This is a genomic window from Methylophaga sulfidovorans (assembly GCF_900114205.1).
GTDB classification, from domain to species: domain Bacteria; phylum Pseudomonadota; class Gammaproteobacteria; order Nitrosococcales; family Methylophagaceae; genus Methylophaga; species Methylophaga sulfidovorans.
In genome coordinates, this window is the sequence record NZ_FOSH01000023.1 from 1 (window position 1) to 23,509 (window position 23,509).

22 protein-coding genes, 1 tRNA gene, 1 pseudogene and 1 riboswitch are annotated in these 23,509 nt (G+C 42.5%); of the genes and pseudogenes, 6 read left to right on the forward strand and 18 right to left on the reverse strand.

Annotated features, from left to right (window positions below):
* A partial coding sequence (locus BM232_RS14110) for an IS1595 family transposase (RefSeq protein ID WP_143092301.1) occupies positions 1–332 on the forward strand: 332 nt, incomplete at its 5' end.
* Here the strand turns inward: BM232_RS14110 and BM232_RS14115 are convergent.
* On the reverse strand, positions 329–736 hold the full coding sequence (locus BM232_RS14115; protein ID WP_091715994.1) for an Arm DNA-binding domain-containing protein: 408 nt from the start codon (positions 734–736) through the stop codon (positions 329–331). The two genes, BM232_RS14110 and BM232_RS14115, sit on opposite strands and share 4 nt — an antisense overlap.
* Before the next feature lie 140 nt (positions 737–876).
* Here BM232_RS14115 and BM232_RS14120 point away from each other — a divergent pair.
* Positions 877–941: transfer RNA gene (locus BM232_RS14120), tRNA-Ser, on the forward strand.
* 343 nt (positions 942–1,284) lie between these two features.
* Here BM232_RS14120 and BM232_RS14125 read toward each other — a convergent pair.
* A complete protein-coding gene (locus tag BM232_RS14125; protein ID WP_091715997.1) occupies positions 1,285–2,184 on the reverse strand; it encodes a LysR family transcriptional regulator in 900 nt (299 codons plus the stop codon).
* A 92-nt stretch (positions 2,185–2,276) separates the two neighbouring features.
* Between BM232_RS14125 and BM232_RS14130 the strand changes: the two genes are divergently transcribed.
* Complete coding sequence (locus BM232_RS14130; protein ID WP_091716000.1) at positions 2,277–3,329, forward strand: YeiH family protein; 1,053 nt, start codon at positions 2,277–2,279, stop codon at positions 3,327–3,329.
* 131 nt (positions 3,330–3,460) lie between these two features.
* Here BM232_RS14130 and BM232_RS14135 read toward each other — a convergent pair whose 3' ends face one another.
* Complete coding sequence (locus BM232_RS14135; protein WP_091716002.1) at positions 3,461–4,714, reverse strand: ABC transporter permease; 1,254 nt, start codon at positions 4,712–4,714, stop codon at positions 3,461–3,463.
* A 2-nt stretch (positions 4,715–4,716) separates the two neighbouring features.
* A complete protein-coding gene (locus tag BM232_RS14140) occupies positions 4,717–5,376 on the reverse strand; it encodes an ABC transporter ATP-binding protein (protein WP_091716004.1) in 660 nt (219 codons plus the stop codon).
* Positions 5,377–5,446: 70 nt separating this feature from the next.
* Here BM232_RS14140 and BM232_RS14145 point away from each other — a divergent pair, with 70 nt between their 5' ends.
* The gene (locus BM232_RS14145) at positions 5,447–6,019 is read left to right on the forward strand and encodes a DUF3299 domain-containing protein (protein WP_218153350.1); all 573 of its coding nucleotides are present in this window, start codon (positions 5,447–5,449) and stop codon (positions 6,017–6,019) included.
* Here BM232_RS14145 and BM232_RS14150 read toward each other — a convergent pair.
* The 6 genes from BM232_RS14150 to BM232_RS14175 are packed head-to-tail and all read right to left on the reverse strand — an operon-like array spanning position 6,016 to position 13,368.
* Positions 6,016–6,546 (reverse strand): ZrgA family zinc uptake protein, encoded by a 531-nt coding sequence (locus BM232_RS14150; RefSeq protein WP_177207342.1) that lies wholly within the window; start codon positions 6,544–6,546, stop codon positions 6,016–6,018. The two genes, BM232_RS14145 and BM232_RS14150, sit on opposite strands and share 4 nt — an antisense overlap.
* A gap of 34 nt (positions 6,547–6,580) precedes the next feature.
* The gene (locus BM232_RS14155; protein ID WP_091716010.1) at positions 6,581–6,778 is read right to left on the reverse strand and encodes a hypothetical protein; all 198 of its coding nucleotides are present in this window, start codon (positions 6,776–6,778) and stop codon (positions 6,581–6,583) included.
* Positions 6,779–6,808: 30 nt separating this feature from the next.
* Positions 6,809–7,117: a DUF2149 domain-containing protein gene (locus BM232_RS14160; RefSeq protein ID WP_091716013.1), complete on the reverse strand. Its 309-nt coding sequence runs from the start codon at positions 7,115–7,117 to the stop codon at positions 6,809–6,811.
* Positions 7,114–7,599: a MotA/TolQ/ExbB proton channel family protein gene (locus tag BM232_RS14165; protein ID WP_091716016.1), complete on the reverse strand. Its 486-nt coding sequence runs from the start codon at positions 7,597–7,599 to the stop codon at positions 7,114–7,116. The genes BM232_RS14160 and BM232_RS14165 overlap by 4 nt, the downstream gene beginning before the upstream one ends.
* Positions 7,589–11,428, reverse strand: coding sequence for a cobaltochelatase subunit CobN (gene cobN, locus BM232_RS14170; protein ID WP_091716018.1), 3,840 nt, complete (start codon positions 11,426–11,428; stop codon positions 7,589–7,591). The genes BM232_RS14165 and cobN overlap by 11 nt, the downstream gene beginning before the upstream one ends.
* 5 nt (positions 11,429–11,433) lie before the next feature.
* Positions 11,434–13,368: a TonB-dependent receptor domain-containing protein gene (locus tag BM232_RS14175; RefSeq protein WP_091716019.1), complete on the reverse strand. Its 1,935-nt coding sequence runs from the start codon at positions 13,366–13,368 to the stop codon at positions 11,434–11,436.
* 507 nt (positions 13,369–13,875) lie between these two features.
* On the opposite strand from BM232_RS14175, the gene BM232_RS14180 reads away from it, so the two are divergent.
* Complete coding sequence (locus BM232_RS14180; RefSeq protein ID WP_091716021.1) at positions 13,876–15,267, forward strand: peptidoglycan DD-metalloendopeptidase family protein; 1,392 nt, start codon at positions 13,876–13,878, stop codon at positions 15,265–15,267.
* Positions 15,268–15,419: 152 nt separating this feature from the next.
* Here the strand turns inward: BM232_RS14180 and BM232_RS14185 are convergent, their stop codons facing one another.
* The 5 genes from BM232_RS14185 to BM232_RS15160 form a co-directional block, all read right to left on the reverse strand.
* On the reverse strand, positions 15,420–15,866 hold the full coding sequence (locus BM232_RS14185) for a copper uptake system-associated protein (RefSeq protein ID WP_091716024.1): 447 nt from the start codon (positions 15,864–15,866) through the stop codon (positions 15,420–15,422).
* 26 nt (positions 15,867–15,892) lie between these two features.
* Entirely contained in the window at positions 15,893–17,368 is a 1,476-nt protein-coding gene (locus BM232_RS14190; RefSeq protein ID WP_091716026.1) for a hypothetical protein, read from the reverse strand.
* Between the two features lie 15 nt (positions 17,369–17,383).
* Positions 17,384–19,489, reverse strand: a complete 2,106-nt coding sequence (locus BM232_RS14195; RefSeq protein WP_091716029.1) for a TonB-dependent receptor family protein — start codon at positions 19,487–19,489, stop codon at positions 17,384–17,386.
* A gap of 294 nt (positions 19,490–19,783) precedes the next feature.
* Complete coding sequence (locus BM232_RS14200; protein WP_091716032.1) at positions 19,784–20,134, reverse strand: thioredoxin family protein; 351 nt, start codon at positions 20,132–20,134, stop codon at positions 19,784–19,786.
* Between the two features lie 180 nt (positions 20,135–20,314).
* On the reverse strand, positions 20,315–20,854 hold the full coding sequence (locus BM232_RS15160) for a hypothetical protein (protein WP_091716034.1): 540 nt from the start codon (positions 20,852–20,854) through the stop codon (positions 20,315–20,317).
* A 16-nt stretch (positions 20,855–20,870) separates the two neighbouring features.
* Positions 20,871–20,952: riboswitch (cyclic di-GMP riboswitch) on the reverse strand.
* Positions 20,953–21,391: 439 nt separating this feature from the next.
* On the opposite strand from BM232_RS15160, the gene BM232_RS14210 reads away from it, so the two are divergent.
* Positions 21,392–21,781, forward strand: a complete 390-nt coding sequence (locus BM232_RS14210) for a tautomerase family protein (protein WP_091716037.1) — start codon at positions 21,392–21,394, stop codon at positions 21,779–21,781.
* Positions 21,782–22,026: 245 nt separating this feature from the next.
* Here BM232_RS14210 and BM232_RS14215 read toward each other — a convergent pair whose 3' ends face one another.
* The 3 genes and pseudogenes from BM232_RS14215 to BM232_RS14225 form a co-directional block, all read right to left on the reverse strand.
* On the reverse strand, positions 22,027–22,425 hold the full coding sequence (locus tag BM232_RS14215) for a carboxymuconolactone decarboxylase family protein (protein WP_091716039.1): 399 nt from the start codon (positions 22,423–22,425) through the stop codon (positions 22,027–22,029).
* A 200-nt stretch (positions 22,426–22,625) separates the two neighbouring features.
* The gene (locus BM232_RS14220) at positions 22,626–22,997 is read right to left on the reverse strand and encodes a MerR family transcriptional regulator (protein ID WP_091716041.1); all 372 of its coding nucleotides are present in this window, start codon (positions 22,995–22,997) and stop codon (positions 22,626–22,628) included.
* 181 nt (positions 22,998–23,178) lie between these two features.
* Positions 23,179–23,509 (reverse strand): annotated as a pseudogene (locus tag BM232_RS14225) (hypothetical protein); the annotation flags it as partial.

Here is a 23,509-nt window from a genome sequence, read left to right on the forward strand (position 1 = left end):
AAGAGACAACCTTGATACCCATTATTAGACAGACGGTGAAACCTGACAGTATTGTCTATACCGATACTTGGCGCAGTTATAATGCGTTAGATGTAAGCGAATTTAAACACTATCGTATTAACCATAGTAAGCTTTTTGCCGATAAGCAAAATCATATCAATGGTATTGAGAATTTTTGGAATCAAGCTAAGCGCCACTTACGGCGATTTAACGGTATTCCAAAGGAGCATTTTCACTTGTTTTTGAAAGAGTGTGAGTGGCGATTTAATAACAGTGACCCAAAGAGTCAATTAAAACAATTAACTCAATGGGTTAAAGCGAATATGGGCTAGTTATCTGGATCAGCCCCTTTATGTATTTTGTACTGATAGTCTTCTATTGTTTTAGGCTTTAGTGAGCGATTATCTAAATAAAGCGTCAGCAACTCATCTAAGGTTGTTTTTCTCGCTCGCATTTTTCGCTTATTAGATATGGGATCTTCGTTTCGAGCCAGCTCAAGCAAAATACGTTGAGCTTCGATGCGGGCATCTTTAACATTCCAATCTGAAAACTTCCCTATAGTTACATTCCGTAACTTGCCATTAGCTCTTTTCCTGACCATAAAAGAACGATTACCAGTATGACTGATACGAAAGATAAGCTTAGATTGCTCGCTATCAACGTAATCGACCCTACCTAAATCAGGGGGTGGAATATTTTTTAGACGGGCCTGTGTAAATGTAATTTTATTTGTCATGCTAATCCTCAGTGTAACTCCAGTGTAACTTCTTGTGGTGATTTACAAGTATTTAAGGTTATTTAGAATGAATAACCTTTAACAACATTTTTCCATAAACCACTGTCAATGTTAATATTTTGAGAATTTTTAAAAAGTTACCCATATGAGGAATTTATGACTGTTAATCATTGGGTCGCTGGTTCGAGTCCAGCTCGGGGAGCCAAAGAATATATAAAGCCTCAAAGAGTCATTCTTTGAGGCTTTTTTGTTTCCGTGTAACTCAGGTGTCACTTCTTACAGTGGCTTGAAGTTATACAAAACGAAACAAGATGAATTAACAATCATCAAAACCTACTGAGATAAGCTCTAGTCGTTATCAGAATTTTTTAACGGTTAAAGCTCCTGTACTAGTTCACATATGAACCCAGCGGCTTAATTTCAGATAGCACTTATACGACTCTTCAAGAGAGTTAATACCCAGTCTAAGCACTCCAACTTTTTAGCTCTGACAATAACTTTAGTGAGTTGGCCTTATGAAAACTATCGGCCTAAACATTCATCCCAATTTATATAGTTGTATTTTTTTGTAATAAAAAAGTCTGGAATGCGCTCGCTGCAAAAGATTGTAGATTATCATCAGGATGATTCAGAATCAGCAGCGGTCGATGCATATTTTTTGCGTTCTTCAACTTAATTTCGGTCAGCGCGTTTAACTGAATCAGATCTGCTACCGTTGCTTTAGGTAATAGTGATACACCAAGTCCGGCAGCTACATGTCTAGCTATAGCTTCATTACTACCAATTTCTATGATCTTGTGAGGTTTAATTTGGTTGTCAGACAGAATACGTTCAACCAAGTCACGAGTCATTGATCCATGCTCTCTTAACAACCAGACAGATTTTTGCTGTTCTGACTTAGTCATTATTGTTGACTTGTCTCCAGTATATGCCGTGATAAATGCCATATCCTCATCAAACCATTGCACCGTTTTAATCAGTGGTGATGATGGTTCTTCACCTTCAATGATCCCCAAATCAATTTCATAGTCGATCAAGGCATCACCGATAACCGTTGCTGAAGCTACCTGTACAGACAAAAGAATATTGGGATAGAGCGATTTGAAATGTTTTATATACGGTGCCAACCAATAATTAGCGATGGTGGCTGTTGTTCCCAGACGCAGTACGCCATCATGAAGCTGCTTCAGTGCCTGCATATCGTCAGTGGCTGTCCGTTCTATCGCAAACAGACTCCGGGCATATTCAAATAAACGTCGTCCTTCAGGGGTCAGCCGCATATTCCGCCCCTTGGTAGATCGGCTAAGTAAGGAGACACCAAAAAACTTCTCCAGCTCACTGACCGATTTTGAAACGGCAGGCTGACTGACAAATAACTTTTGAGAAGCTGATGAAAAACTTCCTTCTTTGGCAACAGAGTAAAAATGACGTAGATGATTTAGGTTCATATATAAAAAAGTTATAGGATAATAAAATATATGTATTAGATTTATAGCATATTACACCCTAATATTGGCAATAAAAAATAACTGGGTGCCTTATGCATAACACATCAAATATCTCCTCTCCTGTTAGTCACATTTTCGATGCCAAGATGTTGTCGGGTTTGTTACTCGTCGTGGTTCTCTCTGTTGCAGGCATGCTGGCTGCAAAATTGCCGATGTTTAATCAACTGGGTCTAAGTGCACTGACGATTGCAATTCTGCTTGGCATGATTATCGGTAATACCGTTTTTCCACATATCGCAGAACAAACCAGCGTTGGCGTCGACTTCTCCAAAAATAGGTTATTACGTGCCGGGATCATTCTGTACGGATTCAGAATTACCTTCCAGCAAGTTATGAATATTGGTGTCAGCGGTATTTGTATTGATATTGCCGTGCTGACTCTGACTTTTACGCTTGCCTATTATGCTGGTCGTCATCTATTCAAGCTCGACAAAGAAACCGCTATTTTGATTGGTGCAGGTAGTTCCATCTGTGGTGCAGCGGCTGTAATGGCAACCGAACCTGTTATCAAGGCACAGGCACATAAAGTGACCGTTGCTGTCGCCACAGTAGTTATCTTTGGCACGATATCGATGTTTGTTTATCCACTGGTGTATCCATATCTGGGATTATCTGAACAGCACTATGGAATATTTGTGGGATCGACTATTCATGAAGTTGCCCAGGTTGTAGCAGCGGGTAAGGCGGTAAGTGATACTGCAGCCAATACCGCATTAATCGAAAAAATGCTGCGTGTGATGATGTTGGCCCCTTTCTTATTGTTAATCGGACAACTTGCTGCCAACAAAACACATTCTGAACATAGCGGACAACGTGCTCCTATCACTATTCCCTGGTTTGCCGTGTTATTCATTGTGGTGACGGCATTTAACTCTGTGGTTGAAATGAGTCCGTTGTTACATAAGGTTCTCATCTCGATAGATACTCTGTTTCTGACCATGGCAATGACCGCCCTGGGACTCAGAACCCACTTGGGAGCGATTAAACAAGCAGGATTGAAACCGATTTTATTGGGATTGTTATTGTTTGTAATGTTGACTGTCGGTGGCTATTACATCAATAGCTTCTTTCAGAACTGGGTTTAAGTAAACGGATACCCACCTCACATAACAGTCTGATATTTAAATAATTTTAAGCTTATGAAGATAATCAGCCTACTTCCTTTATTTATCAACTATCGATTATCATTACTTCTTTAGTTGGCTGGTCGACACAATTAGTTTTCTGTTAGACGCGAGTGTAAAGCGCGTGTGTAGGCTGTTATAGCGGGAATAAGCGCAATGACCACGCCACTGGCAAACACGCCCAGGCACAGATAGAGATTGGATAATGTAAACAGATTGCCAGACACCGCGATGCCATAATTCGCTAATATGGCATCGCCCCAACCATTGATAATTAACATCAGCAATAAAAATGCTGAAACGACAGCAGCACCGGTAATTAACACCGCTTCCAGCTCAATCAATAACAAAATCCGCCAAGGGCCCATACCTAAGGCTCTTAATACGGCGATCTCTCTGAGTCTTTCTCTTATCGATGACAACAACATCGCCGCCAGACCCAATAAGGCTGCAAGCAACACCATCAATGAGATTAGCGATAAAGCCATTTCTACACTGGATAGCATCTGCCATAAACGTGAAAGCGTGACGCCGGGAATAATGGCAGATAAGGCTTCAGGCTGATAATTATTGATTTCTCTTTGCAGGTGAAAAGTGGTGATTTTATTTTTCAGACCCAACATAAATGCCGTGATGGTCTTTGGCTGCAGATATTGCTCTGTCAGTTCGTCAAGTTTCACCGTTTTGCCTGGCAATCTAATACCGTTTTTCCAATTCAGATGAATAGCTTCCATCGCACCCAAGCTAATGAACACCGACCGATCAACGGGAGTGCCGGTTGGTGACAGAATGCCAACCACGGTAAATGGCGTATCATCGTGCATACTGAAACTGGTCTGAGCGGTACCATGCGCCAGAATGATCTTTGAACCGAGCTTATAGCCTAATTGTTTAGCAACCTCTGCCCCCACCACCACATCAAATACGCCTTCAAAAACATGTCCTTGAGCAAAGTGTAAAACTTGTCGCTGGCCGTATTTGAAATAAGTAAAATATTCTTTGCTGGTACCGACCACCCGATATCCCTTATGGGAATCACCAAGCGAAATCGGAACAGACCATGCGACACCTTTTTGCTGACTGATGTTCTGATAGCTTTGCCAATCAATATTTTGGGTTGCATCTCCGATTCTGAAGACCGAATACAGCAGTAAATTAATATCACCGGTTCTTGCTCCAACAATCAGATCTACACCTGAAATCGTACTGCTGAAGTTTTGTTTGACCTGATGTCGTATATGCTCAACGGCCAGCAAAATAAACACACTGATGGTGATAGCAAGAAAAGCGACAATGACCGATCCTTTTCTATGCCAAAGACTCTGAGTTGCTAAGCGGAAAAACATACTTAATTCACCTGGTTGAGTGATTCAAGAGAAACACTATGTTCGAAAAACCTTTGTAACTGCTCATCATGACTGACAAACAACAGAGTCACATCCCTATCCTCACAATGGCGCATTAATAACTGCATAAATGCATCTCGATTGTTTTTATCCAGAGATGACGTCGGCTCATCCACCAGCAAAAAATCTGGCTGCTTGATTAAGGCCCGAGCGATGGCTACCCGCTGTTGCTGACCGATGCTTAATTGTGCTGCCGGGTGCTGCCATACTGATTCTGGTATTTGCAAAGCAGTCAGTAATTGCGTGATGTCATGGCGACTCACTTTTTTATGAGCCACATCAGCAGCCAGCTTGATATTATCTATAATATTCAAGTAATTAATCAGATTAAACTGTTGAAAAACATAGCCGATATGGCGCGCCCTGAATCTATCACGCTGGCGTGCTGACATCTTATCTAAACGCTGACCACCCATCTCAATTTCTGATTGTTTGCAGGGCAAGATGCCCGCCAGAATATTAAGTAATGTGGATTTGCCATGACCAGAAGGACCATATATAAAAACGGAGGCGCCTGTCGGAATCTGCCACTCGGGTATAGACAAAGTGGGCTTTGCATTTGCCTTGTACTGAAATTGTAAATTTTTGACAGAAACCGTCATATAATCACCACAATCCACCCTAATTGATATAGCATATCATTCATAATTATTTACTTTGGGTTTTTATCAAATGCTCTTTTCCAAACAAATACCCGCGTTCATTTTCTTTGTCATGATCTTATTCAGTCAGACTTTAATTGCCGATGAGTATCGAAACATCGACTGGATTGAGTTAATGCCTAAAGATGACCTGGAGGCCTTATCAAACCCACCTGAATATCTCGATCAGATTGAAGATGGCAGTTTTGAAGATCAAATAAGTAGCCAACTGCAAAGTGCCTTAGAAACGGCAGCCGATGATAAATATCAACAAGCACTGGTTTCAACAAAAGTCGTTAAAACCTTCGACAATCAAAAAATACGTTTACCCGGCTTTATTGTGCCCATTGAGTTTGATGACCAATACCGGGTTACCGAGTTTTTCCTAGTACCCTTTTTTGGTGCCTGTATTCATGCGCCCCCACCTCCGCCTAATCAAATAATCTATGCCAAATATGACAAAGGATTTGCTCAAGTAGGTCTTTACGCAGCTTACTGGCTGACAGGGACTCTCCATATCAGCCTAACTGAAAATGACATTGCAACTTCGGCTTATACTATCGACATCAATAGCATCGAACCCTACAAAGAAGGTGATAATTAATCTAAGGGAATAAACGAATTATCCTGAGTCAGTTGTGCCGCGCCTGCTTTGTCATTGCTTATCCATTCAACATTGATGCGTTCAATAGCTGGAAATTCTTTCAACAGCAAAACGTCAATACCCGTTAAATTATCGGTATTGTCACAGCTAAACTGATACTGAGCTTCCAAATCTGCATGATGATGTTCGTGGTCATCCGAGCCTATCAGACCTGAAATATCCACTACCACAGCCTCTCCTTCACAATCCGCACCTCTAATGGCGAATAGTTTTGATGTGGCCTTAAGGATTGCCTCCACTTCATGCACCTTATTTATATCGCTTTCCGATTCCGCTTTATGTTCAAACCCCACCATATTCATCGCCGGTGAATCCAGGCTGATATTCACTTTATCCTGATCAATCACCACCGTCATATCCACAAGACCATGCACATGAGACTCATGCTCTATACGTTCTGCAGCAAAAACTAAAACTGGGAACAACTGAACACAACCCAGGGCCAGTGCCATTACTTTCTTTTTCATGATATCTCCCATTTTTAGCTAGAATTTAAGCGTACTATTGCTTGGCACGACTGAACCAACTAATCACATCACGCCAATGTTTATCGCCGTATTTTTCTCTGAAGATACGGGTTTCCTCCAGCGCTTGATTGTTTAGAATAGTTAAACGTTTGTTGATGTAATTTTGATTAAGTTCTATTTTGCATTCATCAACAATACACACATACCACTCATCATAGCTTCTTGGAATCATCAGTTATCCTCTTTTGATTGACTCGAATCATCACTCAGGGACATACACCATTTTTCCATCAGGTAAACGATAGGTTATGCCTGCTTTGACCCCCTCGCCTTCTCCCATCTCGCCACTGCTTTCATAACGCGTCAGCTCTTCACCTTCTTTAATGGTGATTCGCATATTTTCCTGGCCCGGATTTTCGACCACCACCACATTCTCAGCAGCAAAAGGATTCAACGGATTTTGCACCACAATAATTAATAAAATTACTGCAATAACCAAAAATAAATCAATTAAGTTGACTACAGATAAAATCGGGTCATCATCTTCTTCTGTGATAAATCGGCCCCTCATCTTTCAGCCTCATCCCAGGACTTTTCTATTTGACGCAGCTCTGCAAACAGCCACCGACGGCGAATATTCAACACAACAAAGCTGATACTAGCTGCAATCAATGCCAGGGTCACACCAGCAAAAGCCACCACCATATTTTCACCCACAGCTGCAGTATAATTGTCTGACAAGGCCAATAAAGCAGGCCCCATCGGTATCAATGTCGCCACTAGTCCTAAAAGCGGAGTCACACGTGAGGTCAAACGCAGTAACTCTAGTTTTTGCATGATCCACAGTTCTAAATCATCGCTATTTATCCCAGCTTGCTGGGAAAACAATGTCAGCGCGCCTTGCACTCGACCTCGACGCTGATATAAGCCGTCTATCAGTAAGGTTCCTAAGCTATATAAGCAATAAACCAGTGCTGCCATAATCAATAATAAAGCAGGCAATAAAAACAGATTAGCGGCTTGGTAAAGTAGCCCGTCCAAATTAGCGATCATAAATTTTCCATTGTTGATATTGATAAATACGGTGACATATACCAGCGCTTATCACGCTGAGTAATCCCAGCAAAATCCATAGCCAATAAAAATCGGGCATTTCATTTTGCTGTTGTTGTTCCAGAATCTGACCAGACACGGTTTCTGTGGTGCCAGTGGCAGCCTCGGGCTGAATACCCTCTAAGCCAAAGCCAACTAAGCTTTGCTGGATATAATCAACAGTTTTTTCAGCGCCTTTATCTGCCCCCTTTTCATCGACTAGTGTTTGCCAGCGTGAGACCAGCTCTTGTCGTGTTTGCTCACTAGCGTCCCAATAGCCTTTTCGAATAGCTTCAATCATGCGTTCAATTAATTGCGCCTGTGCCGTTGGGTTCATTTCTTCAAACCATTCATTAAGACCTAAATCACGTTTATCCATCACATAGGTTTCATGTAATGCCTGCCATTGATCTGGGCGAATCATATTGGCATCCATCACTTGCCAGCCAAATACATTGTTGACGATCTTCAGCATTTCAACTGTGCCGGCATAACCTTCATTCTGCATGCCCTTAATCCATTGTGGATTTTTATAACGGGTACGTAATTCATCACTGATAAACTGATTCGCTGCTGTCATTCTGGTCTGTTTTTGACGACTGTCGCTGACATATAAACTTGGATTTTTGCCATCAATTTGCTTGACCACGGCAGACAAGCCGCCCAGATATTCAAAAGGATGATCAGTCGATAACAAACCATGCAAATTGGATGAGCGTGACAACACCACGGCATCAGTGCCTGTTAACTGTGATTGCAATAAATTCAGCTGATCAACGGGTGTTCCCCAATCCTGGCTTGTGTAGATATGTGACTGGCTCTGAATAAAGGTGTCAGCCAAAATCTTATCGTCATCCCAAGCGGTGGAATCCATCGCAATATCGGTGACGCCACTGCCATAATCACCGGGCGGATTACTAAACAGCCTGGCTCGGGAATAACGAATAGCCTCTTGTTCAGATAGGCCTTGCTGTAGCAATTGTTGTTGGATTAACTGACTATTACGGGCAATCACATTATTGCTGGTCTTTTGTGCGGCTAACTGCTCAATCACATCCGCCAGCTTTCTCATCAGCCCATCAAACTGATCGCGATAGACACTGGTGACTTGTAACACCACATCTACTCTCGGCTGACTCAGTTGTTCATCAGGGATGATCTCAAACCGAATCACTTTGCCACCGGCATTCCACACCGGTCTCACACCCAGGGCCCGAAGGATCTGTCCTTCCATCAAACCATAAGTACGGATAGCTTCCGATGACCACAACGTGAAAGCCAACTTATCGGGATAGTGTCCGTTTTGTTGTTGGTAATCATCAATCAAGGACTGATACACCGCTTCTGAGGCCTCATAAGCCGCTTTTGATGGCAGCTTTTCTGGATCAAAAGCATAAAGATTCGTACCACTTGTTGTGTCAGGTTGTCGAACTGGGTCGCCGCCTAAACCCGCCGTAATAAAACCACCTTGTAAAGCATGTATCAATGCTTCTATTTCACCATCTTCAGCCAAAGCTTTTTCATGTGAAATTGCTTGCTTTACCATGTCTTTCAACGGTTCATCCTTGATGGTGTCAAGCAAGGCAGGTTGCTCAATAAATGAGGCAAGAAATGTATACGGTTTTTGTTCGGTTAATGTATCAAAAGACTTGGCAAACAGTTCTTTACTCTCAACATCCAGACGCTCATAGAAAGGTGACCCCAACTGCTGCATCACCGTGGCAATGCGAAACGGCTGCTCAGCGGCTTGACCAAAGGTATGTAAACCGACGGGTGTAGTCGCCTGAGCTAACTGATGTAAGTGATCGTGTAGCTCGTTAAAAAATACATCAAAGTTCTGTTTGAGTTGTTGTTCATCCCAAGCTAGATCTTTATGTAAATCAAAAGCAATGGCCTGCTCGATAATCTGGCTTTTAGTCTGGTCTTTAACCCCACCCTCGTCGAGCTGCATATACTGATGCATCAAATCATGAATCGTTAATAATTCATCATACAGTCCAGAGGGTGAATACGGTGGCGTCTGATGACTTATGGTAATAGCTCGACCACGACGTTTTGCTTGTATCGCCTCACCAATATTGTCTTGGATATAAGGGTAAAAAACCGGCATATTGCCGACGGCCAGATTGGGATAATCATAAGCCCACAAACCGCGATCTTTACCTGGCGTCCATTCCTGTGTGCCATGGGTGCCTAGGTGAATTAATGCATTTGCCTGATACGCATTACGTAGCAGAAGATAAGTCGCTAAATACAGATGTCCCGGTGCTTGTTTGAGATCATGCGTGCTTTCCCCTAGCTTATCAGCACGTGGTGGCTGAGGCAGCCAAAGTAAGTGCTGGTTTTGTATCGCGGGTATCACAAACATCGGCTGACCATCGATATCACGCACGGCCCAATTATCCTCAGGCAGTCCCCAGGTGCTCAGTAACTCTTGCTGCCTGTTGTCAGGTAAGGTGTTCAGCCAATCTTTGTATTCGGCGACAGGCAGCGTCATGGCCTGACCATTCTCCAACAGTTCCAGTAGTTTTTGTGGATGATAATAAGCAGACAGCATGAGATGGGCGGATGAAATAATCTGCGGCTCGGTCATACTGTCTATGTCATAGCCTTCAGCAATCAAGCCCTGGCTTATCTGTTCAATACTTCGAGGAATATTCAGGTTTGATGCTGAAAGATTCTTTTCTCCAGCAGGCGTATTCCAGAACATTAATGCCAGCCGAATTTGTTCACGCGGTAATTGTTTGAGTTTGGCTTGTGCCATAAAACGACCGACTAATAAATCAAGTTGTTCTGGTATGGCTACAGGCTCACCATTTTCTAATGCAGCCAGAACCAATGGGTCACTCATGCCCAGACTTTCCGGAATAGATACCATCGCCGCCGACATGCCGGCATTGATTCCTTGCGTCGCCTCCCGCCATGATTCGATATCATGCTCTCTGGACGTTAATCCAATCACCACAGGTATATCCAGCCGTTGAAACTCTTTCTTACGTAGCTCACCCGATACCATATGTGTGGTATTGACCAACATCACCGGCTCAGCCTGAGCAATCATATCTTCCAGCCCTGAGGCCTGATGGCGATCAAACCAGAACACCAGCGGTATGCCACCAGCCTGTTCTACCTGTCGGATCAATTGGTCATAGAACATGGTCTGGCTGTTTGAAATAAAGGTGGACGACATGGCAATCGCTAATACCGGCGCATCAGACGGCCAGCGTGATTTACCCCAGGCGATATAATCGGCCCAGTTATTGAACATTTTTCCAGCATCAGGGTGATAAATACCTGACTCAGGCATGGGTTGCGGTTTGGGAATATCATCCAATGGTTGTTTCAGATGCCAGGCATTTAGATATTGAAATAAATGTCTAAAATTGCTTTCACCGCCCGCACTGTAATAAGCCATCACCTGGCCCATAATGGGTTTACTCAGATGTTGTGATACCGGTGGCCCACCACCTATTGCCAGCCATGGAATCGAGGTGCTTGCCAACTTCTCTTTTATTGCCGCCATCACCTTGGCGCGATCATTACCTCGTGGTGTATCAATCAATAATAAGTCGGCATTAAGCCATTCAGAGTCAGTATTCAGGTTTTCTACATAAAAACCCTTAAGTTCAATCTGTTGCTCTGCTGCCCAGCCACGCAGCTTTTCCAGTTTTGAGGGCAACACAAAGTCATTGGTCATCACACTGACGCGAAAAAGTGGCTCCTCTGCCACTGCCTTTAAACAAACCAAAGACAGCAGCAAAAGAACCAGCAGGGACAAACGATAAATCATTGTGATTAAAATCCGATGGTCAGGCCGACTCGAAATGCACGACCCGGCTCAGTTAAGGTGAACAGATCAGATTTTTCCTGTAAGCGCTCGTCGAAAAGATTTTCAATACCGGCGTTAACCGATACTTGTTTCGACACGGCATAGACTAGGTCGATATTGTGTAAATCATAGGCTGGGGTATCTTCACCATCACCGGCATATTGCTGACCGATAAATTCAGAACGCCATCTTATTGTGGACTCTGGCTTGAAGTGCCAGCTTAATAAGATATTGCCGGAATGTTTGGCCCGATATTCAAGCTCATCACCTGTACTAAGGTCTTCAGTATCCAGATAAGTATAATTAGCGCTCAGATCAACGCTGTCAGTAAACTGAAGCGTCATGCCAAGTTCAACACCTTTAATACGCGCTTCATCGACATTTTCATATAAACGAATTTCACGCCCACGGAGTCCGCATGAGCTCTGGCATTCCGTTTGAACTAAGTTTTCCAGATCATTGTAGAACACATTGGCAGAAACCGACCAGATATCTCGGCTGTAATCAAAGCCTACTTCAAAGGTTTTAGATCGTTCTGGTTCTAAATCCGGGTTACCGTAGACCCAGAAACGACCACCAGCCGCTAATACAGCAAAGTCAGGTGATAATTCTGTTAGTGTCGGTGCACGGAAACCTTCACCATAGCCCCCTTTCACTACCAGGTTTGGTGTGGCTTCATAGACGGCATACAATCGGGGGCTGCTCTCACTACCAAAGTCTTCATGGTTATCTACCCGAACACCGGCCACCAGTTGCAGGTTATCAAGAATAGCGATTTCGTCCTGAACAAATACAGAACGATGATTGGCAGAAACTTCACCGCTGCTGCCACCAGCCACATCATCATATAAGGTTTCACGACGTAACTGCCCACCAACGGTGACAAAGTGTCCTTCACCTACAGGTAAGCCGATATGCCCCTCAACGACTTTATCTTTGACCTCTTGTGGGCGGGTTGCCTCAGAGTTACTTGAACGCGTGTTCACGCGCTCTATTGAAGATTGATACAACTTGAGTTCACTATGTCCCCAATCCCACAGCCCTTTATAAGCCAGTGAATAATGACGGCGATCAATATCATCATCAGAGAAATAATAGTCTGTGCGGGCAGCCACATTACGATGGCGCTCATCCTGACTACGGCTATAACTGAAATCAAAACGCTGACCTTCTACTGGCGTCCAGATCAGACTTCCACGCCCAGACCAGGCATCATTGCCTTCAAATTCAGATTGAAAATTATCTTCTTTTAGAGGTAACTCATTGCGGTCGTATTTCTGGCCGGCAAAGGTGAACGCCAGTTTATCCTCTAAAATCGGGCCTCCCATATACACATTGGTTTTTTGAGTACGGCCATCACTGCCTTCACCCTCAATACCACGCCAACTAGTGGAGAGTTGGCCTGAAAATTCATCATTAGGCACCTTGGTAATGACGTTAATAACACCGCCTAATGCATCTGATCCATACAAAGACGACATCGGGCCACGCACCACTTCAATACGCTCGATGGCACTGTTTGGTAACCAGCTCAACTCAAAGTCTGAGTGAGCAATAACACCATTACTGGAACTGATACGCTGACCATCAAGTAGAAACAAAGTATGTTCCTCAGGCATACCCCGAATACTGATACCACGGCGAGTTTGACCCATAGACGTAATTTGAATACCGGGTTCCGACGATAAGGCATCGGTAAGATCATCAGCATCACGTAATTCCAGCTCATGTTTATCAATCACAGAAATACTTGCAGGCGCTGTTCTTAAATCATCCTCACGTGTACTTGCAGTAACGACAACGGTTTCAAGTCGGGAAGGATCGGCCATCACCGGAAGGCTATTGATTGCAAAGACAGCAGGGATAACGAGAGGTAATGTTGGGGAAAGCGAGATTTTCATAATTATATGGATTCAGCTTAAAAATAAATGAATGATATATCATATCTTTAATAAAGCAATACAATATGTAAATTCCATATTCCAAAATCGATAAATTGATTAAAGATCGGGGTAGAAAACAATGACATGAGCATGGTGCCAATCTTAATGTGATATGAAACAATCTTTCATAATCACCATTAAGCATCTAACCACGCTGCTGTGTAACACTATAAGTTCATATTGAAAATACGCCACAACTTCTCTCACATCATAGATCTATATCTGCCCGTTACACAGTTACAAGGTTTAGAAACTACCCTTACAAACTACTCATTAATTCACCCAGATTTTTTTGTACAGTCGTGAACAAATCAGATAAACGACTGTCTATTGGTTTTCAGTTTTAACTTGAGTGATTAGTTCGAAAAATATCAAGTAACACAAACACTTATTGATATGATATATCATATTAAACAATATATATGATATATTCCTGCCTAATTTTTTAGATTCTGAATACATACTATGAAGCCAGTTCCTCCAAGCCAATATGCCAAACGTTTAACTTATGTGGGACTCATCATTTTATTCATTGCTGTGCTCGGTTATTTCTTAATAGATAGCCCAGATGACAAAACCAACGAAACCGAAATAGCAGCGAATAAAAATAACGCTGGTGACATCATTACTGATGATGAAACAAGTCACACTGAGAACAGTCAGGCTGACGATACAACCCTGCCAGCAGTCCCTGCCGAGCCAATCGAGCCTCAATCACACGATATCCGTTATACGGTAAAAGATGGTGATAGTCTGGAAATCATCTTTAATCATTTAGATATCCCCATCAATACGCTTTACAACATACTCGAAGCTGATGAGGCTTATCTCGATGCCGATGTCTTACATCCCGATCAGCAACTTATTTTTACTTTAGACAAAGAGCAGAACCTGACCAAATTATCGCTCGTGATTGATCCTAAAAAGACGGTCATTTATGAGAGAAGTGATGGCAATAACTTTATTCATGATGAAAAATTAACACCAACGTCATGGCAAACAGAAGTATTAAAAGGCACTATCCAAGGCAGCTTTTACCTTTCTGCTGTCGATGCCGGACTGACTGATAAAACCATTATGACAGTGAGAAAGTTACTTCAAAGCAAACTTAATTTCCGCCGTGATCTTCGTGCAGGTGATGAATTCCAGGTGGTCATGGAAAGAGAAACTATAGAAGACATCCCTATCGGTAATAATACCGTTGTTGCTATACGCTTTAATGGCAAGAAAGTGGATTTAAGTGCCTATCTACATACCGATGGCATTTATTACGATAAAAAAGGTGACAACCTTACCCCAGCTTTACTTCGCTACCCCACAAAACAACGGTTCAGAATCAGTTCATCGTTTAATCCTCGCCGTTTGAATCCTGTTACTAAAAGAATCTCTCCACATAACGGGGTTGATTTTGCTACTCCCATTGGTACTCCTGTTATCTCGACTGGCGATGGTCAGGTTTTACGTGTCGCAACTCATCGATATGCGGGGAAATACGTTGTAATTAAAGAGTTCGGGGCTTTTTCGACTCGCTACTTACACCTGAGCAAAATACTTGTGCATAAAGGACAAAAAGTATCGCGTGGGCAAGTTATCGCCCTGTCAGGGAATACCGGTAGAAGTACTGGCCCACACTTACACTATGAGCTGCACATCAATGACAAACCGGTTAATCCCATTACAGCCAAAATACCGATGCTAAAATCCATACCAAAAACGGAAATGGCTGTTTATCAGAAGCATATTAAAAATCTTGACGAGCTGATGTCTGGTAAAACGATTGTTACTGCAGGTGGGCTTGAGTGGTTGAACGAAGGGTTAATGCGAGACGATAAAGTAGAAAAAACATCCACAATGTAATGGTCTCTATGTCGTTATTTATATAAGAAGCTAACAATGGTGTAGACCATATAAAGTGGCTCAGTTTATTTTCGACATTAATTAACCAATCTCATCAGCACGCATGCTCACACCAGAGAGTAAAACATCACCCGGCAATTCGCCCAGCTGTTTTAGTGATGGTGAATATGCTTCTGCTTATTATCCATCATCAATACACCATCAAACGTGGAAAATAATGCCCGTCGCTCTTTTGGGATTTTACTTTCCGCGCTATTAATTTTATGGCTAATCATTTTTGCCTGATTAGCTGTCATCCCCGTATTCATGAGCGTGTCGATGTCTTTTATTGTGTCTCCGCCACAAACGTAGACTATCCAGTTACATTTATCATCCTGATTTAGTAACGCTCTACCCCCTTTTTCTCCTTGATTCCAACTCGCAATAGCCCAGGTATCGACGATCACAATTGGACTGACTATGAGTGGGGTGTCAGGTTTGTTCCATGTCTCCATCAATACCTTCTCAATAGCACTGCTCTCATCGTTTGCTTGACTAGTAAAAGATAAACAAAATGTTAGAGTGCTAGCTATAAGCACAGTGCGTATTAAAGTAAGCATATTATTTCCTGTTTTGGTAAAGAAGCTTAAGGACTATTCGAACGTCGCCGCAGCATTCGAATCCCCACAATTGCAAATCCCAGAATGATCAGCACGACACATAACATCAAGGCATCACGAGGACCTTGTCCCCATAAATGGCCAAGTTGTGCCCACTTATGCAGAGTAGAAAAGATATTCCCCTCAAGACCCTGATTGGCATCTGAGCGATCCACTAACAAACCACTGGCGGCGTCGATGAACAGGCTGGTTTTACTGTCATCATTAAAATTCACCTGCCAGACTGGCAAACGCTTATTGCGGAAATCATATTCGGGGCTGAAATGACTTATCCGCTGAATAGTGTCGATATCCGAGTCGTTCAGCCCGCTATAACGTTTAGCCCAGAATCGTGCAATTTCAGAGTCTGTGAGTGAGACGGGTTGAGCTGAAACAACATCATAATAACGAGCTGGTTGCTCGGTAGATTGTCCATCAAAACGCTGATGATGGCCGACATGCTGCTCCATACTGCCCTCAGGTAACGCAATACGATATAAAAGTTGATTATCCGGACCTTGTAGTAAGGTAATCGCCTGAACAGGTTGTTGCTGATAATCCTGTAACCACTCTGCTCTCGCTACCTCACCCATTTTCGGCAAGCTGATCACATCTGGCAGTTGCAGAGCTTGCTGTCGCTCATTACCACTGTATGTTAGTAAATGCCAGATACCACTAATCAAAAATGCCACTAAAGGGATCATCACCCATAATGACAAACGACGATGCCAACGACGACCAGTTTGAGGAATCCGTCTTGATGGCAGGGCAAATCGAAAGGAAAAGCCGCTGAGAATCATTACACCTAGCGCACCCAGCAAGGTCAGCATCAACGCCAATCGTACTGGCTCTGCAATCTCTTCCAGCCATTGCCAGGTATGAAAGGTCTGGAATAAACCTTGAACCGTGTTTTTCCAGTTATTGGTCAGTCCTGCCAGGGCAGCAAATTCAGTATAAATATAGGCCGTACGCTGGTCGGGGGTTTCAAAGGTAATCCGGTATACCGGTAGCAGTCGGTTTACCCAAGGGTACTGATTATCAAAGTTTTCCTGCAGTGTGACAGACTGGATAGGCACCTGTTCTAGCCCAGTGAAATAGCGTGCTAACCAGCGTGCCTGTTGCTCATCACAATTTGGCCACTCCTTACCTGTTTGCAGACTGAAATAGCGCCGTGATTTGGATGATTCAGTAACTTGCAGTGCATTACCCTGCGCTGTTGGCACAACCTGAATCAATTGAGCTTGAGATAGATGTTGAGTGGACAGGATGGCTGGCACCCTGCCCAGTTCGTCTATTTCAATGGTACTTTGCGGACCAAAAAACTTCGCCGCTTGTGGCCCGGTCCAAACCATTAAAATGTGCATCAGACCAGAGCAGATAAATAAGAATAGCGCCCCTGCCGCGGCCCACCCGATAAACCGATGAAGGCCACGACTTTTGCTGATCCACTGTGAACGATTCATTACGTAACCTTATGACTAATAACGATACTCGATTCCAGCATAGGCCGATAATGGCGCACCTGGATTAAGTATGGCATCGGATTCTGATGCCACAGCTCTCACACTGTGGCTGGCGATATAATCTCTCTCAAACAGGTTTCGTACCTCAGCAAAAACTTTGAATTTCTCGTTAGACCAACCACTTTTGAGACCAAACAAGGTGTAAGAATCAATTTTGTAAGTATTGGCGAAATCGGCATAACGCTCACCGACATAATCCATTGTTGGCCCAAAGTAAAAGCCATTTTTGTGGCGGTAGAGCATTTCACCATGCATGGCGAACTTTGGCGCTGCCGGTAGGGTGTTATCACCTAGGGCATCATCGTCATCAAAGCGAAAGTGATTCCACGTCATACTAACTAGCGGTGTCAGACGATGATGTCGATCATCAGTTAATGCAATATCGGCACTCAGCAAAGCTTCAATACCGGCATGAATAGTCTTATCGGCATTACTGGTAAAGAATTGACCAGGTTGAGATGGATCTTCAACCGACAAGATTTCATTATCCAACTGAGCATAGTAGGCAGAGACATCCCATCCCCACTCACTTTTTTCTGTAAGTGGTTGGTGACCACGAGACCCCACTTCAAACACCTCACCTTGCATCGCTTTCAACGCATCAGTACTGGTGCCATCATCCAGTTGGTAAGTAGTGGGTGGTTCGTAAAGACTACTCAGATTGGTATAAAGCGAAATCTCCTGATTTAGCTGATAAATCAGACCAACCCGAGGGTTGATATGGTGGTAGTCATCTTCCACCTGCCTGACTGCAGAAGAGGCCAACGTCGTTGAACGCACCTCCCGGCTAGCTCTGACGGTCTGCGCACCGGCAACCAAAGTCCAATCTTGAGCAAAATTCCAACGGTCTAACAAAACCAGTTCTAAAGTATTCGCATCATTATCATTGGTTTGCCATTTGTCTCTCTTGGAACCGGAAAGATGATTATAGTTACCTCCATCCACCCAGGTCACACCATAATTCACTCCCGCCAGCCAATCATGATTACCCACTTTATGATGATAACGCATCATGGTTGAGAGGTTGCGTTGGCGATTATTTATCAATAACCCATTCCCTAAACTCGGTGGACCGAAAACTACAATAGGGTGGCGTAACTCCTGTTCTTCATACGAGACACCAAACTCGAGGCTGCGATTATTATCAATCTCCCAGATGGTTTTATTAGCAATACGCCAGGTATCGACGTCTAATTGGAAATGCCCTACATCTCTTCTATTTGACGAACCCGCTTGAAACCTGTCCTCATGCACTTGGGCACGAGTTAAGCCACCGGCCAATTCTTCATCACTGTCCAGTTTAGTAAAATAAAAACGGGTAGAAACATCATCACTGAGTCGTAAACCACCATTGGCATAAAGACCGGTGCGAGTGTGTCTGGAATGATCACGAAAACCGTCCGATTCTGTATTTTCAATTGTGACTAAGGCATCTGCTGTGTCATTAAAGACTTGTGCCGCAGTCATTCGAGTTAATCGCTCACCATGGCTGCCGCCGGAAAAGGATAATGTGAGTGGGGAAACATCATAAGCCGTCTGGCTAATGAAATTGACCGCGCCACCAAGCGTGCTGGCGCCATATTTCATTGCATTGGCACCGCGGGCGAATACCGCATATTTAGCACTCAAAGGATCAATAAAGCGGTTATGATTATTGCCATCCGCCCCAGAAACTGAGAGCCCATCTTGGAGTAATTTCACCCCGTTTGTATCGTAGTCTGTCGCATCCAGATTCGAACCACGACTGGAGAGAAAAATACTGTCACTACCAGTGGGGCTCACCGCCCAAACACCCGGCACAAAACGAAAAGCATCTTGAAGATTGTCAACCTGACCTTCGGTTAGCTGATCCATGTCAATTATGCTAACCCCTCCAGGTGTCTGACGGATTTCCTGTTTGTCAGTTTCAATTCCAATATTTCCCGGAGCAACGGCATCTGCCGTCACCTTAACATTCTCAAGTTGCAATGCCCCATGTTCAGCGTGAACGGAAAACGGAACAAGACCAGCTAACGCCAGCAAACTAGTTAATGTTTTAAAAAGAAAGTTTTGACGGTCCATGTAAAAGTCCTGAATTAAGCGAATTCCGTACTTTAAACAGTCTTTTACAATAAAAAATAAGGCATTTGCCATGTGCTATGGGATATGCCGCGAATCTTATTTAAAAAATAGACTAAAACAAAAATGCGTCTTATCTTCATTCACATGAAGTAGATTTCTTATTCCTCTTCACCACTCATCAAAGTATATTTATCTCAAAAATTTAGTGAATGAAGTTCAAGTGAGATAATCACAAACTACCTATCATTAAATAGCTTGAACCTCTGGATCATTTGCTCATACATGATCAAACATTCAACTGCTGCGTTTATTAGGCTTTAACATTAATTGACGAACGTCATCAGCACGTAATGGCCGCACCAGACGATCCACTTCTTTCCCATTGTGGATGAGTATTAACGTCGGCCAGAGCTTGACCTTGAATGCACGTCCCAGTCGCTTGCCCTTGCCGTCATAGATTTTGATATGACTCAGCTCACTATGCTCATTGACCACTTCGTTTATGGCTGCACTTGCTGCCTGACAATGTCCACACCAGGGCGCGCCAAACTCAAGTAATACCTTTCCTGGCAATTCGCTCGTTTGCTGAAAGGTCAATGTTTCTTCTGCATAGCCTGAGTCGGCATCAGCTTGATCCATGTTCATATAATTAACTCTATGGGTGAGTGACGTTCATCTCTACTCAACCGCCGTGAATACTATTGTCTCGGCGATAAAGTAAATGGCTCATTTAACACATCATCTTGCCATATCTTTTAATCAGGCAATAAAAAAGCCGTAATGAACTTAATCATTACGGCTTTAATCGGTTTAACAGTCTGGGAATTAAGCGACTGTTTTTTGAACTCTACGACGTAAACCCATGAAACCTAATAATGCAGGAGCAAATAAGAACGCTGCAGCAGGAACAGGCACTGCTGATACGTTTAATGACATACCGCCAATATTATCTCCATATTGACTATCATTAATGAAGAACTTAACTGTGGCATCAGTTAATAAAGTAAAGGTTGCACCAACAGCATTCAATAGTGCCAAATCTGCAGTTTCATATCTATCAGTATTACTAGTGATGATATTAGTAGTGCCAGCTGGCGTAGTGAATGAGTAGTTGTTGATCCAGCCTTTAGAACAGCCAGTACCATCACTACTACAGCCTTGGACTTTACCCCAGGCATTCCACGCTGTGTAAGTATTATCTTTAAATGGGCTAATTGAATAAGTGCCTGCTGTCAGGTTCAACTCAACAGCATTACTAGATGTGTTTGTTTTTGCATCAAGATGAACGGTTGCTGCATTCGCAGTCAACGGCGCCATGATCAAAAATCCAAGTGTGATTAATACTTTTTTGCCCAATAATTTCATTCAATAAACCTTTTAGTTATGTAACCCAGCTATCTTTATATGATTAAAGACCTGAAGCTTTCCGTACCTGATTCACACCAAGGTTGGCTTTGTTGAGGGTTAAATTAATTTAACTTGATGCCAGAGTATAACGATTTACGCCATCAAACAATTGTACCTTGGTACTAGAAAGCGTATTAAATGTGATTTATAACGATTTAAAGCCTAAACCATATGTGTTTTTATCGTCTTTAACTTTTAATATCCAAAGTTGCTTACATTTAACCTACGAAATACTTTTTGCTATTGAAGAAAATCTATCCAATAGCATGCGATAAATCTTCTTAATGCTACTGAACTAAATATCACTTAAGCTGTCAGATTTAACGTGTTACCAAATTTAAGATAAATATTTGCTACAGACTTTACGTCAGCAAACATGGTAATACTTAAAAGATAGATAAAAAAGCACCAATGACAAGCGATCAGTAAATATGATGTTCAAAGCTAATATTGACCCTATTGGTTATTCTCACCTAAATAATATAAGGATAAAAAATGCCCTTAGTACGTATAGATGTGACTGAAGGTCGCAACGAGGAAGAACTTAAAGTGTTAATGGATACAGTGCAGGAATGTGTAATAAGCGCTTTTAAAGTACCCGAAAGAGATAGATATCAAATTGTGACCGAACATAAGCCAGGCCGCATGATTTTGCAAGATACTGGTCTGGGATTCGAGCGAACAGAACGAGCTATTGCCGTGCAAGTTTTCACGAGTCCACGCACGACCGTGATGAAAAAGAAATTTTGTGAATTAATGGCCGACAAACTGCATACGCAATGTGGCTTAGATCCAAAAGATTTATTGATCTCTTTCATGACAAATACCGATGTGGACTGGAGCTTTGGCTATGGCGAGATCCAATATCTCAATGGAAAGCTGTAAAGCCCTTTTGCACATTCGTCTTCACGTTTAGTTAGCCATTTAACTCTTACGCGCTGCGATATTACATGTGGGTCTATATCTAAAGGCCCACATGGTTGCATCTCAAATCAATAAGAATAGAGTGTTTGATTTTTATCTTGCTCTCGACCTTTCTCCGACTCCTATCACGATTAACAAGCGCTACTCCATTAGTAGTTTTATTAATCTACAAAACATAATAACGGCCTACGCATTGCAAAGCTTTGTTATGTATTAGCTATTATGCCTCGTTCCATAAACACTATTTTAGCTGCAGAAGCTGCATTCAAAGCAGCTGGAAAACCGGCGTAAACAGATATGTGAATGATAATTTCCACGATTTCCTCTGGCGTGCATCCAACGTTCAACGCAGCATTAATATGGACTCTAAGTTGGGGTTCTGCATTACCCATAGCAGAAAGAGCGGCGACAGTTGCGATTTCCCGTGATTTTAAATCCAAGCCTTGCCGACTATAGATATCACCAAACGCAAACTCAATCGTATAACGACCTAAATCGGGGGCTATATTCTTAAGTGACTGAATCACTTTTTCACCAGCTTCCCCATCAATTTCTTTGAGCTTTTCCCACCCTCTAATAAACCGTTCGTTACCTTCAATGTTCATAGTTCGCCCCTTAGCTATAGTTAAATAAGATAAAGAGGAACAGCCATCTAATACTAAATATCCAAAAGAATTTGCTGACAAAATCAGGGAGGATTGAAGAAATTCTCTTTTGCTTTTATCAGCTTGATTTTGCCTGGTTCGCCTCTGTTTACTAGCAGCTGTTTCACTTTGATAACTAGGCTAAACTTTAGAGTTAACTCTCAGTCAAGTGATATTTTTCCATCCAGTGCCGACTGATAAAGGTCGATTTTTTCATTGAGTTTTTTAAGATGTTGCTTTTCGATGGAAATTTTCTGCTTTAAATTACTTGAGTGCTCTGCAAGTAACTCTTTCCGCTGAGCCAGAGTCTGGCTACCTTTTTTCCTTAGCGATGCATACTCAAGTATTTTTTCAAGAGACATACCGGTGTCTTTTAATCGTTGTACAAATTCAATCCATACCACATCTTTCTCAGAGAATGATCGGTGACCATTAGCTAGCCGATGTATATCGTCTAACAACCCCATTTTGTCGTAGTATCTCACCGTATGAGGATTTAACCCGACGCGTTTTGAAAATTCAGTGACGTTCATATATAGGTTAAGAATAACGATTTAAATTAAGATAAGCGAACAATAACATTAGAATCATGAGACCTGACATGTCACCTTACCCGGCACTGTAAATGATATAGAAGTAGTCTAAAGTTACGAACATGGATCTCGATAAGAACAGGAAATCAAATGCTCTGACCCTGTACGATCCCCACAAAAATTATAGCGTTTCAAACAAGTAAGCACTTGATAAATGAAGTGCCCTGACAGACTTCATAAATTCTCTTATCTTCAATTTCGCATATTTATCAGCAATGACTCTAAAACCAATAAAAGGTAATGATAAAACCGAATCCGTTTTCAAACTATTAGCTTGATATTGACGATGATGCTGTGTTTGCCGGGCAGCTAATCCAATCACCATCAGTATCCAGTGGGCAATCGTTGTCAGCAGGATTAACACAGATAATCTCTCTTTATGTGTCGTTTTATTGTATTCAAATCCCTGTCCAAATCGGTGGCTTTTCATATCTCTAAAACCTTCTTCTATT

Excerpts from the sequence above, each read along its gene's own strand:
- BM232_RS15160 (WP_091716034.1), bottom strand. The coding sequence starts at position 20,854 with ATGAAATTATTGGGCAAAAAAGTATTAATCACACTTGGATTTTTGATC.
- BM232_RS14135 (WP_091716002.1), bottom strand. The coding sequence starts at position 4,714 with ATGTTTTTCCGCTTAGCAACTCAGAGTCTTTGGCATAGAAAAGGATCG.
- BM232_RS14130 (WP_091716000.1), top strand. The coding sequence starts at position 2,277 with ATGCATAACACATCAAATATCTCCTCTCCTGTTAGTCACATTTTCGAT.
- BM232_RS14200 (WP_091716032.1), bottom strand. The coding sequence starts at position 20,134 with ATGAACATGGATCAAGCTGATGCCGACTCAGGCTATGCAGAAGAAACA.
- BM232_RS14220 (WP_091716041.1), bottom strand. The coding sequence starts at position 22,997 with ATGAACGTCACTGAATTTTCAAAACGCGTCGGGTTAAATCCTCATACG.
- BM232_RS14115 (WP_091715994.1), bottom strand. The coding sequence starts at position 736 with ATGACAAATAAAATTACATTTACACAGGCCCGTCTAAAAAATATTCCA.
- BM232_RS14210 (WP_091716037.1), top strand. The coding sequence starts at position 21,392 with ATGCCCTTAGTACGTATAGATGTGACTGAAGGTCGCAACGAGGAAGAA.
- cobN (WP_091716018.1), bottom strand. The coding sequence starts at position 11,428 with ATGATTTATCGTTTGTCCCTGCTGGTTCTTTTGCTGCTGTCTTTGGTT.
- BM232_RS14160 (WP_091716013.1), bottom strand. The coding sequence starts at position 7,117 with ATGAGGGGCCGATTTATCACAGAAGAAGATGATGACCCGATTTTATCT.
- BM232_RS14165 (WP_091716016.1), bottom strand. The coding sequence starts at position 7,599 with ATGATCGCTAATTTGGACGGGCTACTTTACCAAGCCGCTAATCTGTTT.
- BM232_RS14175 (WP_091716019.1), bottom strand. The coding sequence starts at position 13,368 with ATGAAAATCTCGCTTTCCCCAACATTACCTCTCGTTATCCCTGCTGTC.
- BM232_RS14215 (WP_091716039.1), bottom strand. The coding sequence starts at position 22,425 with ATGAACATTGAAGGTAACGAACGGTTTATTAGAGGGTGGGAAAAGCTC.
- BM232_RS14190 (WP_091716026.1), bottom strand. The coding sequence starts at position 17,368 with ATGAATCGTTCACAGTGGATCAGCAAAAGTCGTGGCCTTCATCGGTTT.
- BM232_RS14155 (WP_091716010.1), bottom strand. The coding sequence starts at position 6,778 with ATGATTCCAAGAAGCTATGATGAGTGGTATGTGTGTATTGTTGATGAA.
- BM232_RS14150 (WP_177207342.1), bottom strand. The coding sequence starts at position 6,546 with ATGAAAAAGAAAGTAATGGCACTGGCCCTGGGTTGTGTTCAGTTGTTC.
- BM232_RS14195 (WP_091716029.1), bottom strand. The coding sequence starts at position 19,489 with ATGGACCGTCAAAACTTTCTTTTTAAAACATTAACTAGTTTGCTGGCG.
- BM232_RS14185 (WP_091716024.1), bottom strand. The coding sequence starts at position 15,866 with ATGCTTACTTTAATACGCACTGTGCTTATAGCTAGCACTCTAACATTT.
- BM232_RS14180 (WP_091716021.1), top strand. The coding sequence starts at position 13,876 with ATGAAGCCAGTTCCTCCAAGCCAATATGCCAAACGTTTAACTTATGTG.
- BM232_RS14125 (WP_091715997.1), bottom strand. The coding sequence starts at position 2,184 with ATGAACCTAAATCATCTACGTCATTTTTACTCTGTTGCCAAAGAAGGA.
- BM232_RS14140 (WP_091716004.1), bottom strand. The coding sequence starts at position 5,376 with ATGACGGTTTCTGTCAAAAATTTACAATTTCAGTACAAGGCAAATGCA.
- BM232_RS14145 (WP_218153350.1), top strand. The coding sequence starts at position 5,447 with ATGCTCTTTTCCAAACAAATACCCGCGTTCATTTTCTTTGTCATGATC.